General features: G+C 42.3%; 15 protein-coding genes. 5 read left to right on the top strand and 10 right to left on the bottom strand.

The window, feature by feature from the left end; genetic code table 11:
• Window positions 1-17 precede the first annotated feature (17 nt).
• Both uppS and LKM37_05265 read right to left on the bottom strand, forming a co-directional pair.
• Entirely contained in the window at window positions 18-713 is a 696-nt protein-coding gene (gene uppS / locus LKM37_05270) for a polyprenyl diphosphate synthase (GenBank protein ID MCI1720410.1), read from the bottom strand.
• Window positions 714-778: 65 nt separating this feature from the next.
• Window positions 779-1,729, bottom strand: a complete 951-nt coding sequence (locus LKM37_05265; protein ID MCI1720409.1) for an NAD(+)/NADH kinase — start codon at window positions 1,727-1,729, stop codon at window positions 779-781.
• Between the two features lie 120 nt (window positions 1,730-1,849).
• On the opposite strand from LKM37_05265, the gene LKM37_05260 reads away from it, so the two are divergent.
• The 5 genes from LKM37_05260 (at window position 1,850) to LKM37_05240 (ending at window position 7,248) form a co-directional block, all read left to right on the top strand.
• Complete coding sequence (locus tag LKM37_05260; GenBank protein ID MCI1720408.1) at window positions 1,850-2,575, top strand: pyridoxine 5'-phosphate synthase; 726 nt, start codon at window positions 1,850-1,852, stop codon at window positions 2,573-2,575.
• Window positions 2,576-2,658: 83 nt separating this feature from the next.
• Window positions 2,659-3,279, top strand: a complete 621-nt coding sequence (locus LKM37_05255; GenBank protein MCI1720407.1) for an OmpH family outer membrane protein — start codon at window positions 2,659-2,661, stop codon at window positions 3,277-3,279.
• Window positions 3,280-4,470, top strand: a complete 1,191-nt coding sequence (locus LKM37_05250; GenBank protein MCI1720406.1) for a glycosyltransferase — start codon at window positions 3,280-3,282, stop codon at window positions 4,468-4,470.
• 6 nt (window positions 4,471-4,476) lie between these two features.
• Window positions 4,477-5,430 carry a phosphoribosylaminoimidazolesuccinocarboxamide synthase gene (locus LKM37_05245; GenBank protein MCI1720405.1) on the top strand — a complete coding sequence of 318 codons (954 nt, stop codon included), beginning with the start codon at window positions 4,477-4,479 and terminating at the stop codon, window positions 5,428-5,430.
• 39 nt (window positions 5,431-5,469) lie between these two features.
• Complete coding sequence (locus LKM37_05240) at window positions 5,470-7,248, top strand: ABC transporter substrate-binding protein (GenBank protein MCI1720404.1); 1,779 nt, start codon at window positions 5,470-5,472, stop codon at window positions 7,246-7,248.
• Here LKM37_05240 and LKM37_05235 read toward each other — a convergent pair.
• The 8 genes from LKM37_05235 to LKM37_05200 form a co-directional block, all read right to left on the bottom strand.
• Window positions 7,245-8,060 carry a glucosamine-6-phosphate deaminase gene (locus tag LKM37_05235; GenBank protein MCI1720403.1) on the bottom strand — a complete coding sequence of 272 codons (816 nt, stop codon included), beginning with the start codon at window positions 8,058-8,060 and terminating at the stop codon, window positions 7,245-7,247. The two genes, LKM37_05240 and LKM37_05235, sit on opposite strands and share 4 nt — an antisense overlap.
• Window positions 8,061-8,113: 53 nt before the next feature.
• Window positions 8,114-9,727 (bottom strand): DNA repair protein RecN, encoded by a 1,614-nt coding sequence (locus LKM37_05230; GenBank protein MCI1720402.1) that lies wholly within the window; start codon window positions 9,725-9,727, stop codon window positions 8,114-8,116.
• A 1-nt stretch (window position 9,728) separates the two neighbouring features.
• Window positions 9,729-10,061 (bottom strand): DNA-directed RNA polymerase subunit omega, encoded by a 333-nt coding sequence (locus tag LKM37_05225; GenBank protein ID MCI1720401.1) that lies wholly within the window; start codon window positions 10,059-10,061, stop codon window positions 9,729-9,731.
• Window positions 10,062-10,072: 11 nt separating this feature from the next.
• Window positions 10,073-11,236 (bottom strand): outer membrane protein assembly factor BamD, encoded by a 1,164-nt coding sequence (gene bamD / locus LKM37_05220; protein ID MCI1720400.1) that lies wholly within the window; start codon window positions 11,234-11,236, stop codon window positions 10,073-10,075.
• Between the two features lie 45 nt (window positions 11,237-11,281).
• Window positions 11,282-12,247 carry a thioredoxin-disulfide reductase gene (gene trxB / locus LKM37_05215; protein ID MCI1720399.1) on the bottom strand — a complete coding sequence of 322 codons (966 nt, stop codon included), beginning with the start codon at window positions 12,245-12,247 and terminating at the stop codon, window positions 11,282-11,284.
• An 80-nt stretch (window positions 12,248-12,327) separates the two neighbouring features.
• The gene (locus LKM37_05210) at window positions 12,328-13,275 is read right to left on the bottom strand and encodes a nucleoside recognition protein (protein ID MCI1720398.1); all 948 of its coding nucleotides are present in this window, start codon (window positions 13,273-13,275) and stop codon (window positions 12,328-12,330) included.
• A 25-nt stretch (window positions 13,276-13,300) separates the two neighbouring features.
• The gene (locus LKM37_05205) at window positions 13,301-14,716 is read right to left on the bottom strand and encodes a PorT family protein (protein ID MCI1720397.1); all 1,416 of its coding nucleotides are present in this window, start codon (window positions 14,714-14,716) and stop codon (window positions 13,301-13,303) included.
• 7 nt (window positions 14,717-14,723) lie between these two features.
• A complete protein-coding gene (locus tag LKM37_05200; GenBank protein ID MCI1720396.1) occupies window positions 14,724-15,284 on the bottom strand; it encodes a sigma-70 family RNA polymerase sigma factor in 561 nt (186 codons plus the stop codon).
• Window positions 15,285-15,344: the final 60 nt, after the last annotated feature.

The following is a 15,344-nucleotide window of genomic DNA, read 5'->3' as shown; positions in this document are numbered from 1 at the left end:
GTACTGCAGTTAATTTTTTAAACTTTTCCGTACCTTCTCTCCCTCTTAGAGTAGGCGTCTAAAGCTTGCCGGAGCTGAGTTTTGCGAAAATCGGGCCAAAGAACATCCGTGAAGTAATACTCTGTGTAAGCGGTCTGCCAAAGCATATAATTGCTTATCCTCTGCTCTCCGCTTGTGCGGATAAGCAGGTCAGGATCCGGTATGCCGGCCGTGCTAAGACAGCTCCCGACAGATTCTTCTGTAATTTGCTCTCCCGGGTGCTCGCTCATGAACTTGTTCAGAGCCTGCACTATATCCCATTTCCCGCTGTAGCTCAACATTACAATAAGGTTTGTCCCCGTATTGTTTGCGGTCAGAGCCATACAGTCATCTATCTCTTTTATAAGGGGTTTAGATAGTTTGGAAAAATTCCCTATAACCCTAAATCTAACATTATTTTTCATGAAAGAAGGAGTCTCCGCGGTGATGGCCTTAAGCATTATTCTCCACAACCCCTCGATCTCATCCTGCGGCCTGCCCCAGTTCTCCTCAGAGAATGCAAAGACACTCAAGTACTTTATTCCAAGCTCCACGGCCAGCTCGCAACACGCGCGGACGCTCTCAACCCCCTCCTTATGCCCTTCTATCCTCTCTTTTCCGCGTTGCTTAGCCCAACGGCCGTTTCCGTCCATTATGATTGTAACATGCTTTGGCAGTCTCATCTCCTGTGTCATTTCTCCCGATTTGTGAGGGGCAAAGATAACAAAATTATCAATGTATGAAAGTGCTCAGCTTAAGGTTATTTAAGATTCCGTTTATCGGCTCCCCAGAAGAATTTTTCATTAAGAGCTTTTATGAAATTATTATCTATGGAAACTATGCTGACGGTGCTTTTCCCTTTGGATATTTTTATTCTGGAATCTGAGCGGACATTGAAAAATCTATTATCGGCAGATACGAGCGCATCATTTGAACGAGTGCTGAAGAATACCTCTATTATAGAACTGTCGGGAACTACAAGAGGTCTGATATTCAAATTGTGAGGCGCAATTGGCACTATAAGCAGCACGTCTGACTGAGGCATTACTATGGGACCTCCCACGCTAAGGGCATAAGCCGTGGAACCCGTTGCGCTGCTGATAATTACACCATCCGCAAGATACCGCGGAAGCGTTGTTCCGTTTATGGAAATTTCCATATCCAGCATTGCAGTTCCGTTGCGCTGAATTGATATTTCATTTAGCGCGCAAGGATAAAAATCTAACGGCGTACCGGCATAATCTATCTTTAGCAAGCTCCTTTTTTCTGTTGAGAAATCTTTCCTTAACAGTCTGTCAATCCACTCATTGCCGCTAAAAGAGTCAGGTTCCGTATTGCTGTCCGCAACCTTTGCAGTTGTAAGAAAACCAAGGCGCCCAAAATTGATTCCCGCAATTGGAATATTTCTGTCCCTCACCAAAGCAACGCCGTTAAGAAATGTGCCGTCGCCTCCCAAAGAGAGAAAAAGTTCCGTGCTCTGCGGTATATCTTCTGAACCGGAAAATAGAGACGCTCCCTCCAGCGCATTGAGAATAGCTCCGCTTCCGGATGGTTTTGATTGAGCTTGATTTATACTGTTTATCAAATAATTATAAAAAGGCTCATAAAATATCAGCCTTATATTTTCATCAGATTTTAATCTTTGAAATAATAATCCAAGTTCCGGAAAACTCTCCTGTCCTATTGTCCTGCCAAATAATGCAATATCCATCTCTTTTGTATTATCTGCCCGCAGAATATCCTCCGGGCCTTATTTTTGTGCAAGTTATACATATTTTCCATACTTTTGCTCTGCGGGCAATTGTGTCCGATGATTTTTAAAGATTTAACAATGCAAAAAAATAATACAAGATTAAGCGTCAATATCAACAAGATAGCAACGCTAAGAAATGCCAGGGGCGGAGACATGCCAAATGTCGTAAAATGTGCCCTGGACTGTGAAAGATTTGGAGCTCAAGGAATTACCGTACATCCGCGTCCTGACGAGAGACACATTAAGAGGCAGGATGTTCTGGACCTTAAGCCGGTTCTGACAACTGAATTTAACATAGAAGGGAATCCCAGGGAACCGTTTATTGAATTGGTTCTTAGCGTATTGCCCGCGCAGGTAACTTTGGTTCCGGACGCGGTTGACGCCATAACATCCAACAGCGGCTGGGATACTATAAAGAATAAGAAGTTCTTGCAGGAAGTTTGCAAAAGATTCAAAGATGCAGGAATACGCGTCTCTATTTTCATAAACCCTGATATTGAGATGATAAAGAATGCCTCCGATTGCGGATGTGACAGAGTGGAGCTTTACACGGAAGCTTACGCAAAGCACTATAAAGAGAACAGAGAGCAGGCAATTGAACCTTATTATAAGGCTGCATCTGAGGCTGTTAAGTGCGGACTTGGATTAAACGCCGGACATGACCTTAATTTGGACAACCTGAAATATTTTAATGAGGTAATTCCGGGACTTATGGAAGTCTCTATAGGTCACGCGCTTATTTGTGACGCGCTGTATATGGGGCTGGAAAATACCATACAGGCATACAGAAGGCAGTTGGTATAATTTTACTATTTTTGCATAAGATATCTGTCGCGACAGTTATTAAATAGAATTCACACAAAATTTAAATAGAAAATTAATTTCTCATGAGACAATTAAAGGTAGTATTGTGCATTGCGCTTGCAGTACTTGCATGCTCTTGCAAACAGGGTTCAAAGTCTAACCAAACAAAGCAGATGGCTCTTCCTCCTGCGGGGAGCATAGTTTATGTACGTTTGGATACTCTTGTTAATCAGTACGATATGTTTAACGATATGAAGTCCGATTTGGAAGCTAAAGTTCAGGACATTCAGAATGATTTGCAGAGCAAGGGAAGAGATTTCCAGACTGACGCAAGTGATTTTCAAGCAAAAATCAACAAAGGCCTTTTGACCCGCGCACAGGCAGAGGAGCAGAATCAGGTTCTTTCTAACCGCCAGGCAGATCTTCAGAATTTGAGCCAGCAGAAACAAGCTGAGATTCAGCAAGAAGAGAGCGACATGTACAATAAAATTCTGGATAACGTAAAGGCATATTTAAAGAAGTATAATGAGAGCAAGAAGTTTGCTCTTATCCTTACCACAAGCGGAGCAACCAACACGGTTCTTGCAGGCGACGAGTCTCTGGACATCACAAATGATGTACTGGAAGGACTTAATAATGAATACGTTAAGAACAAGAAAAAAGATAAGGGAACAGAGGATACAACTTCCGATTCCAAAAAATAAATGAAGATTGCAATACTCTCTTGCTTTTATCCCTACAGGGGCGGAATATCGCAGTTTAACACTTATTTGCTGAAAGAGCTCTCAAAAAAGCACACCGTAAAGGCATTTAATTTTAAAAGGCAATATCCGGAATTCCTATTCCCGGGCAAGACGCAGTACGTTTCAAAAGATGATAATGCCGTACCCGTAGAGTCTGATTCTCTGCTGGATACGGCAAATCCTTTTTCTTACATCTCTACGGCCCGCAAGATTGCGGTGTGGAAACCGGACGTGCTGATAACACGCTATTGGATGAGTTACTTTGCCCCGTCACTTGGATATGTAGCAGGACGTCTGGGCAAATGCGCGACAGCTGAAAAATCAGAGTTCCCCCATTGCAGGCGCATTGCAATAATGGACAACGTTATCCCGCATGAGCATCACTTTTTTGACGCCCCTCTCACAAAATACTACATAAAACGCAATGACGGTTTTGTACTTTTGAGCAATGCCGTAAAGGATGATTTGCTTGCGTTATCTCCTAATTCTAATTGTGTTACAATTCCGCATCCGCTGTATTCCAACTTTGGAGAACTGATGAATACTTATGAAGCGCGCAAAGCGCTGAACATTCCCGGTGCGGACGGAAGCTTTGAGAGGTTATCAGTGGAGAACAGAAAAGTGCTTCTGTTCTTTGGACTTATAAGAGATTATAAAGGGCTGGATATTTTGCTGCACGCAATGCCTCTGCTGGACAAATCTTATTTTCTGGTTGTGGCGGGAGAGCCTTACGGAAGTTTTGATAAGTATCAGCAAATCATTGATTCTCCGGAATTTGCACAGTGCAGAGATAATATAATAGTAAACACTAATTATATTCCCGACAGTGACGTTAAAAAATATTTTTCTGCCTCCGATGCATGCGTTCTGCCATACAGAAGCGCAACTCAAAGCGGCATAAGTTCCATCTCATGGAATTTTAATGTACCGCTTATTACAACTCCGGTTGGCGGACTTATTGAGAGCGTTGGAAAGGCGGGGACAGGACTGCTAACAGAATCAATTACCCCACAGGGAGTTGCGGACGCAATAAAAAAATACTTTGCAGAAGGGTGCAAAGAGAAGTATATTTACAACATCAAAATGCTGAAGCAAAAGCTCAGCTGGGAGAATTTCTGTATTCAACTGGAAAATTTTATTAAAGCTATTTAATGCTATATGGACTCAATCGTAAAAACAAATTTTGACTTCAAGGGTCAGACAGGCAAGTACACCGGCAAGGTGCGTGATGTTTATTTTATTAATGACAAATATCTTGTCATGGTTGCAACAGACAGGATATCAGCATTTGACGTGGTTCTGCCGCGCGGTATTCCTTACAAGGGACAGGTGCTTAACCAGATTGCATCTCAGTTCCTGGACAAGACAACGGACATTGTCCGCAATTGGAAAATCGCCTCTCCAGACCCAATGGTTACGGTTGGGTACAAATGCCAGCCGCTTCCGGTTGAAATGATTGTAAGAGGTTATCTTACAGGAAGTTCATGGAGGTCATATAAAGCAGGTGCAAGAGAAATCTGCGGCGTAAAAATTCCTGACGGAATGAGAGAGCACCAAAAATTTGAGCACCCTATTATCACCCCTACCACCAAAGCGGAGATTGGAGGCCATGACCAGGATATCTCAAAGGAAGAGATTATAAAGCAAGGACTTATACCGGCAGATATTTATGAGAAAGTAGAAGACTACACTCTTAAAATTTTCCAGAGAGGTTCAGAAATAGCTGACAGCCACGGACTAATATTGGTAGACACCAAATATGAATTTGGCCTTTTGGACGGAGAAGTTTGCCTTATGGATGAAATTCATACTCCCGACAGCTCCCGTTATTTCTATAAAGAGGGGTATGCGGAGAAGTTTGCAAAGGGAGAACAGCAGAAGCAGCTGTCTAAAGAATTTGTGCGCGAATGGCTGATGGACAACGGATTCCAGGGCCAGGCAGGACAGAAAGTTCCGGAGATGACGGACGCAAAAGTATCTGAAATATCCAACAGATATATAGAACTTTATGAGGCCGTTACAGGCACAAAATTTGTAAAAACTCCGTATGACGATAAAGTGTACGAGAGAATAGAAGAGAACATTAAAAACATGCTTGCAAGGCTTGAATAAGCCTCTGTCCGCCGGCGGTTTTTAGCAAATATTTTTGTTATGAAGGGTTATAATAAATTTGCGGCGCTATGCGCGCTTGCTTTGTTTTCATTTGCAATATCCTTGCCCGCAACAACTTACGCACAAGTACCTGTTACCATTTCTAAAGAGATAGTAAAGGTTAACGGAAAGCTTATGTATGCGCATGGAGTAAAAAAACAGGAGACGCTTTACTCAATAAGCAAAGCATACAAGGTTACCATAGAGGAGCTGCAAAAATATAATCCCGCTCTGGCAAACGGACTGAAGGAGGGAACTCTGCTATATATCCCTGTAAATCCTGAAGAGGATGCAACTGTTAAAACTGCTGATAATGAGAAATCTGCAAAGAATAACAAGGATGCGGACAACTCAATTCAAAGCAGTAAAAATCAGAGTGCAAATGTTCAGGGCAGCACAAACGGAAAACCTGTCGGCGACAATAAATACATAGTACATGAAGTTAAGTGGTATGAAGATTTGGATGACATTGCAAATGAGTTCCATGTAGATAAGAGCGTGCTGATTAAAGAGAATAATATCACAGACCCTACCTTAAAAGGAGTTCAGACGCTTCGCATACCAATTGCTGCAATAAACAGCAAATCAACAGATTCTGCAGCAAGCGGCAAAAAAAATAATTCACAGGCAGCAAGCAAACAAGATAATTCTGCAGTCAGCAACAAGCAGGAGATTGCAGAGCGCAACGTAAATGCCGGCAGTGAAAATGTAGCGGCAGGCTCCGTCCCCGTTAAAGTTGCAATAATACTTCCGCTTAACAGCAAGAGCGCAAAGCCAAATACAAATTACATGGATTTTTACGCGGGAGCTCTTTTGGCTATTAATGATTTAAAGGAATCAGGCGCAAATGTCACAGTTAATACTTTGGACCAGAGTGAATTCAGCTCTTCACAGGCAATGATAAATTCCGGGAAGCTTACCGGCTGCAATCTAATCATAGGCCCTGTAAGAAGCTCTAGCATAAGAGATTTCATACCTTACATAAACAAGCACGCTATTCCCCTTGTATCACCGCTGGACCCTTCCGCAGATTCTCTTGTAAACAAAAGCAAGTATTTATTTCAGGTTCCTCCAACAGTAAATACTCAATTCCGCAACTTGGTTATGGAGGCAAAAAATGAATACGAGACATCTCCAAATGGCAACGTAGTTGTCATCTATCAAAATGGAGGAAATGATAAATGGGCCGCAAATGAAGTGATGCAACTGCTTAAAAAAGAGGGAATTAAATTCACCGAGATTGCGTATACAATCCTGCAGGGAAGAACTATCGGGAGTACCTTTAAACAGAAAATTGCAGCGGACAAAGAGAACATTGTTATTGTGCCCAGCTACAATGAGGCTTTTGTGAGCGACGTTTTAAGGAATCTTGACATTCTGGAGATGAATGATAAAATTTCTCTTTACGGCACTCCAAAATGGAGGTCATTTGAAGCTGTGGATGTCTCTGAGTATAACAAGTTTGAACTTAAGCTGTCCATGCCTTACTATGTAGATTTTTCTAACGAGGACGTTCAGAGATTTACAAAACAATTCAGAGCGCTTTATAATACGGAGCCTTCCGCAAATTCATTTAACGGATACGATGTTACAAAGTTCTTCTCCCTGCAAATTATCAACGGTTTAAACTCCGGCATTAATAATGAAGATGAGCTGGAGAAGGGTGAAATGTTGCAGCAAAGTTTTGGATTCCGCCGGAAAAACAGCAATGCCGGCTTTGAGAATGTCTCAACAACCGGCATCACGTATAAAACAGATTATACTGTAACCAAGGATTAATACTTTAACATATTTTCCGGGTCCAGATTATCCTTCTCAATATCTTTGTAATAGTTTACAGTTCCCACTTTTAGCTCAACCGTAGAAGCGTCGTCGCAAACTATAATTCCAAGCGGATGCATCTGAAGGATGCTAACTGTCCACATGTGATTAACTGACTCCTCAACTGCATGACGCAGTGCGCGAGCTTTGTTATGTCCGTTAACAAGAATCATAACCTCTTTTGCATCCATTATCGTACCTACTCCAACGGTGCAGGCAGTCTTTGGGACAAGATTAATATCATTGTTAAAGAACCTGGAATTAGCTATGATAGTGTCAGTTGTAAGAGTCTTTACTCTTGTTCTGGAAGAAAGTGAAGAGCCCGGTTCATTAAATGCAATGTGACCGTCCGGACCAACTCCGCCCATGAACAAATCTATTCCGCCAAAAGATTTAATTTTCTCCTCATACTCATCGCACTCTTTATCAGGGTCTTTTGCGTTTCCATTAAGAATATGAATATTCTCCGCAGGAATATCAATATGGCTGAAGAAATTCTCTTTCATAAAAGTATGGTAGCTCTCCGGATGGTTTTCCGGGATTCCTATGTATTCATCCATGTTGAATGTTACAACATTCTTAAAAGATATTTTTCCGGCTTTGTAAAATTTAATAAGCTCTTTGTAAGTGCCTATTGGTGTGGAACCTGTCGGGAGTCCAAGAACAAAAGGATGCTTCTTAGTTGGCTTAAAGGCATTGATTTTTTTAACTATGTAAGTTGCCGCCCACTTTGACAATTCACCATAGTCCTTTTGAATAATTAACCTCATGATATTTAACGTTTATAATTAGTTTTCTTTTTGTATCCCGACAGTTAGTGCATTTAAACTCCCAAAAGCACCTTTGCATTTTCAACTGCCGCGCTGCTCATTTTTTCTCCGCTGAGCAATCTTGCAATCTCCATAATTCTATCCTTGCTGCTGAGAACTTTTATTTTTGTCTGCGCATGCTTTGTGTTATCAAACTCCTTATACACAAGCAGATGCGTCTTTCCTTTTGATGCTATCTGCGGAAGGTGCGTTATTGCAAAAATCTGCATATTCTTTCCCATGTCGCTCAGCAATCTTCCCATCTTATCTGCTATGCTTCCGGAAACTCCAACATCAATCTCATCAAAAATCATTGTAGGCATTCCGATATATTCGGCCATCAATTTCTTTATGCAGAGCATTATTCTGGACAACTCACCGCCGCTTGCAATCTTCTGTATTTCAACCATTCTCTCAGCTCCGTTTGCGGTAAACATAAAATGGATTTCATCTTTGCCGGACGGGGAACACTCCGCAAGATTGGAGAGCTGAACATCAAACCTTGCATTGGGCATCTCCAAATCTTTTATTGCACCCTCCAATTTTCTGCTCAGCTTTGGAGCAAACTCTCTTCTTTTTTCAGAAATCAAAAGCGCAATGCGCTCTCTCTCCTTCTTGCTGTCCTCCAGTTCTTTTACCAGCTTAACATGCTGTTCATCACCCTTTTCTGTCTGTCTCAGCTTATCTGAAAAATCATCTTTGATTGCAATCAGCTCTTTTATTTCAGAACAATTAAAACGCTTAAGCAGAGCATACAAATCACTCATTCTGTTCTCTACTTCTTCCAGCCTTCCGGGAGAAACAACCACATCCTCCTCTTTTTTCTCCAGCTCGCCTAAAATATCTTTGCACTCAATTCTGCAACTCTCAATTCTTTTAGCCAAATCTGAAAAAACGGGGACAAAGTTAGAACACTTTTCCAAAAGCTGACCCGCATCCTTGAGATTTTGCAACGTAGATGTGCTATCTCCTGATAATAAATTAATTGCACCTGTAATGGAAGATTTTATCTCCTCAGCATTTGCCAGCTGCTTCTGTTCAGCATCCAGCTCCTCCAGCTCCCCCTCTTTTAAAGAGGCCTCATCTAATTTTTTAAATTGAAACTCTCTATATTCTCTATCCCGACGGTCAGCCGCAATTTGCGCCTCTAGTTTTTTCAGCTCTTCCTGCAGCTCAATAACTTTCTCATATTCAGCCCTATATTTAACCAGCAAATCCCCGGTACCGCTGAAATAATCAAGAACTTTAAGCTGGAAATCTTTGTCATTCAAAAGCAAATGCTTATGCTGGGCATGCACGTCTACCAGCCTGGATGATATATCCGCAAGAGCTGCGCTTGTAACAGGCTCATCATTAATGAATGAGCGAGATCTGCCGGAAGGAGCAATAACTCTCCTCAAAATGTAATCTTTCCCATCTGCCTCAAATTCACCCTCTACCACACAATTCTTATCAGCTCTCTTTAGAACATTTAAATCTGCCTTAACTCCCAATAAAAGAGAAATGGCGCCTAGCAAAATAGATTTGCCGGCACCTGTTTCACCCGTGATGATTATCAATCCGTCAGGGAAATCAATGTCCAGACTCTCAATGAGAGCGTAATTCTGTATGGTTAATTTCCTAAGCAAACTAAGACTCTATCTTACGCCAATAAATTTCTCCGTTCTGGAACTCTTTAATGGCGGTAAGCGTAGGCTTTGGAAGCTTCTCATAGTGGCGAGATATCTCTATCTGCTCTCTGTTCTCAAATGTCTCTTCCAGAGTATCAGCCATGTTATTATTGGAGAACTCCTCCAACTTGTCAGACAACTCTTTCTTTAGCTCTGCAGCAATTTGGTTAGCCCTTTTGGCAATAATAACCGTTGATTCATAGATGTTTCCGGTTGTCTGGGATAATTCTATAATATCCCTTGTAACAGTATTATCCGGAACTTTTTCCACTTTCTTCACTTTTTCGTCCATTATTTTTTCTCCTATTTATTTTCTGTTTTTTTATCGGCCGCCGCTTTAGCTGCATCTGCCTTCTCTTTTTCCGCCTTCTTTGCCGCAGCCTTCTCCTCTCTCTCTATTTTTCTTGCAGCTCTTACATCTGCCCTGTTCTCCTTCTCTATCTTTCTCTCCTCAGCTTTTCTTTGCTTTACAAGAGCCTTATCATCAGAGACTCCCAGCGCCACGCTGTTCTTGGCCTCCTCTATTCTTACAGCCTTTTTAGCATCTTTAACTGCCTGCTTTGCACTTCTCCTGTCTGCCTTAACAGTAGACTTTGTCTTTGGAACAACGCCCTCAACTGTCTGCTCACCTGTATTCTGCGCCTTTGCTATCAGAGTAGAATCAGTATCCTTCAAACCAGCTATCTTGCGCGCCTTTACAAAGTTAGCATCCAAAATCTTTCTTTCAACCGCATTAGGATATTCTCCTACAAAGTTATAATAATCGTCAACATAAGTCATATATCTCTCCTTCTGTTTCTCAGGAACGCTCATCTGGGCAAACTTGTAGGAAGACATTGCAGTGTAATATAAAACCTGCTCTCTGTATTGATTATTTGAATTATCCTTAAGTACTGTCTTTAACGCATAATGTGCTGCCTTGTAGTCCTGCATGTTATAATACAGCTTAGCAGCCTCAAAACTCTTTCTATCCAAACGCTCCTGGAACTCGGCCATCATAGCTTTGCAGATATTATAGTACTGGCTCTCAGGATGTTCATACATGAAACTTGTAATTATAGTCATCGCTTTTGAAGTTGGAGTCTGGTCCAATTCCCAGCGGTAAGTTCCTTCATACAAACATTTAATTCTCAAAAATTTAGACTCTTCTGTAAATGGGCTTCTAGGAAACACCTCCAAAAATTTAGCAAAATTCTGCTCCGCTGTTACGTAATCTCCGTATCTGTAGTTGCTCATTGCATTGTAGTACTGTACGGAATCTTCCTTTTGCGTTCCCTGCGTTGGAAGTATAAGACTCTCAAACAATTCCGCAGATTTTCTAAATTTGCCCTTGTTATAGTAGTCCATACCAGCTTTGAACTTTACGTCAACATCGTCGCTCTTAAGCAGCGCGTCGTAATAGCTTTTGCAACCCCCGGCAGCTAAAACCACAAATAACAACGCCGCCAATAATTTTAGATTTTTCATGTTTCCTATTTTGAATGCCCTGGTATAGGCAAATATAAAGCCAAATTATTCTCCCTGCAGGAATTTGTCCACCTCAACCGCGGCCTTGCATCCTGCCGCCGCAGCTGTAATTGCTTGTTTATAATGCAAATCCGCAACATCTCCCGCTGCAAAAATTCCGGGGACGTTAGTCTTTGGACTCCCGGGTTCCGTAATGACATAACCCTCGGCATCCATATTTATCCAAGGCTTAAATACCTCAGAATTAGGATGATGCCCAACCGCAAGAAACATTCCCCATACAGGAACAATTCTTACAACACCACGCTTGCCATTCACAACCTCAGCCTCAGCTCTATCCGCCAGCTTCTTGTCCAATATTTTAACTCCTGTCACACCACTCTCATCTCCAACAACTTCCAAAGGTTCGCACTGCCACAAAACCTCAATATTTTCTTTAGACGCAACCCTCTCCTGCATAGCCTTGGATGCTCTAAAAACATCTCTGCGCACAATCATAGAGACCTTTTTGCATATTCCCGACAGGTATACAGCCTCTTCGCATGCGGTATCTCCGCCGCCAACAACCGCAACCTCCTTATTCTTATAGAAAAAGCCGTCGCAAGTTGCGCAGGCGCTCACCCCGCTTCCGCGGAATTTCTGCTCTCCGGGGATATTAAGATATTTTGCAGAAGCACCTGTCGCGATGATAACAGTATCAGCAAGTACCTCTTTATCAGTATCTATTGTTAATGTAAACGGCCTCTTGGAAAAATCCGTTTTGGTTATTACTCCGCTGCGCACATCCACTCCAAACCTCTCCGCCTGCTGCTTCATGCGCGCAACAAGTTCTCCTCCGTCTATGCCGTCCGGAAAACCGGGAAAATTGTCTACCGTAGTTGTTGTGGTAAGCTGTCCGCCCAGCTCCATTCCGCTGTAAATAACCGGATTAAGATTGGCGCGGGCCGCATAAATTGCCGCCGTATATCCCGCCGGACCGCTGCCGGCTATTAAACATTTTATTCTCTCCATACAAATAATCTCCTCTGCTCAAAGGGCAACAACACCGCCTTTGGCAACGGGCTGCAAATTTAATAAAATCAGAGAGAAAATCAAGCGGACGCTTTCCTCCGGTCGCTCAGGAAAAATTCCAGGCGCTCCTCCCATACAAGAACAAATGAGCCAGCCCAGCGCGTAAGCAGGATTATCCACCAGATTCCTCCCACGGAAGTGAACAATATCAAATCTTCCAAATTACTGTGGGATATTGCAATATGAGAATTCAGCAATTGTATTTCTCTTTCAGAAACATGTCCGCTCTCTTTCTCCTGAAACATCACCGCGGCGCCATAGGCAAGCCCAAGCGTGTTAGCTACAATCCACAAGAATGATGTGTTTGGAGAGAGTCCGAAAAATTTAAGAGGCCAGTTAAGGAATCTGGAGATTACGTTTATGATGCCAAACTCTTTAAGTATCTTCTGCAGAACGGATAACAAGAATATCAGGATAATAATTTTAAGACATAATTTCACAAGAGAGATTATCCAATCCTTAAACATTATCCAAAACGGAGGATTTGCAATTGCCGCAGAACTTGCTGTTGTTGCCGCCTCCGCAGGCATTATGAGATTAAGAAAGAATGCCAATGCAATTCCGCTTAATGTTCTGATAATCACAATCCTTATAGCAGATGAGCCGGTCTTCTTCTGAACAGCCGTCTCTACAATCATGCTATGGGAGCACATTACCATCACGGCAAGAATTGTCATGCTGCGGCGCGTAAGCCCAAGAGTCACGGCTGCTGCAATTGCCGAGTAAACATTTACAAAGTAGCCGCTTACGTAGGCAAGAGATGCCTCGCCAGGCAGTCCCACAAACTTCATTATAGGACTTACCGCATTGGAAATCAATGGAATAATATTAAGCGCACGCAGAATAAAAATTACGGCGGAAACAGTTGCCGTAATCTCTACAATCCAAATTGCAGTCTTCTTTGCGGCAGGGATAACATCCTTAACGCAATTCCAAAGTCGCCTTCCAATTGATAAACGTTCGGTCATGGCGGCAAAGATAATCAGAAAAGTTCTAGTAGCTTAATCTTATGCCGGCTTGTAATGAAAGTCCAACGCGGTTGTTTGTACGGATACTTTCCAGCTGGAACGAACGTCCGTTTCCGTTATGCGTTCCACCAACGGAACCGGTGCATTTGCCGTTAACGTAAAACACCTCCATAGCCTTGGGTTTGAAGTAGTAAGAGACTCCCGGCTGGACATATATTCCTACATTTTTATACACTTTGAATTCAGCTCCGGCGTCTGCGGCAACTGAAAACTGCAGTCCCCTGACTTTAAATTTTCCAGAGCTAAGTTTCTTGTTGTCAACATTTTCCATTCTTCCTGCAACTCCTTTCTCAACCATTCCGCCACCCTCTGCATAAAGAGTAAATCTGCCTGCATTCACAAAATTCCATTTTGCCGCAACTGGAATCCCTATATAATGAATGTGCTGTCTCAAATTATACTCTCCCGCTGCAACATCAGAATTAAGCAGGGAGTAAACAACACCGCTCTCTATGGATAATTTTCCGCTGTGTCCAATTTTTCTCTCTACTGTTATCCCGACAGATATTGGCTGTTTATGGGAGTAATCCACAGGAGAAGGAGACACTGCAAATGCCTGTAACAGAGTATACATACTGCTGTTGTCTATAGGAGAGGAAGCATATAGGTCAGAAGAGCCGCTATTATTTTTTGTTCCTCCCGCATTGCGCATCATAAGTCCCGCAGTCCATCTTCCCGTACTTGAAACTCTTATAGGTTCCCCTGCTTCATAAGTTCTTCCAGTCTTCTTATATTTTTTATTGTAATTTTTAGAAGCAGTCAATCCATGCTCGCCGTTAACTCTCTGCTTAATAGTCTCTTGAGCGGGCTGAGCATTCCCCCCTACACTCTGCCAAAAACCGGGATTCCGTACTTGCGCCAACATTACAAACTGCCTGCGCTTTGCACTTGTTCCTTTTTGCAATGTTTGTGACTGCCCGTTTTCAAGCGGAGAACCAAAACGTATTTTCAAATCATAATTGCCCGGAGCATTTGCATTCTTTGTTGTAACTGCGTAGTGTGCTGCAGGAGAAGTGCTTGCAGATGCGACCAAAGGCGAAGCGGCAGAAGATGTTATGCCAGATGCCGGCTGAGATTCTGCTTGTAGTGTTCCCGTATCGCTCTTTTTATGGAGCGGAGAAAGTATCAGTACAGCCAGCACAACAGCTGCCGCAGCAAGGGAACTCCAAAGAATAATTCTTCTGCCGCCGGCAAAATGCCTTCTCTCACCAGACACAGCTCCAACCTGCCTGCTGCCGGCATCAATCTTAGCAAGATCATGCTCAAGGCTCTCCCATCCGCTTTTTAGCTTGTCTTCTGTAACAGGCTCATTAAAAGCATCTGCAGACTTTTTCACAGCTTTCAGCCAATCTTCATTAATATGTCTGTTATCTTTTAACACAATGTATCTAATTTACTTTTTCTATTCCGTTCTTTTGACAATAATCATTTATTTTATCCGCAAGAATTCTCTTTGCCCTGAGCAGCTGAGATGATGAAGATTTCTCTTTGATTCCAAGTGCCTCCGCAATTTCTCTGTGTGATTTCTCTTCTATCACAAACATGTTAAATACAGCACGATACCCGTCCGGCAACTCCTCTATAAATTTCATAATTACGGATTGCGGAATTCTCTCTATATCTGTCGCCGATGGCTCCTCTATTTTTTTTAAAGCCTCCTCACCTTCATTCTCCCCAATTCTCTTATTTTTTCTAAGCCACTCAAGAGCTTGATTTGCCATCACTTTAGAGAGCCAGGCTTTTAAGGAACCTTCACCTCTCCACTCAAACTTGTCAAAAGAACTAAATATTTTAATGAACCCGTCATGCATTACATCCTCAGCAGTCTCTCTATCAGACAAGTATCTCATACAGATACCCAAAAGGTACCCTGCATAAAGCCTGTACAGCTCTCGCCTTGCTCTGATGTCATTTTTCCTGCAAAGCAGGGAAATTTCGTTCTCCTGCATAACTTGTTCTAGTACTAAATGCTATTGAAAGAAAAATACTGCAAACGAATTTTAAAATAA

This window comes from Bacteroidales bacterium, from assembly GCA_022647615.1.
Taxonomy (GTDB): domain Bacteria; phylum Bacteroidota; class Bacteroidia; order Bacteroidales; family UBA932; genus Egerieousia.
The sequence above is the reverse complement of the archived record's forward strand: the minus strand, read 5'-3'. Positions and strand labels throughout refer to the sequence as shown.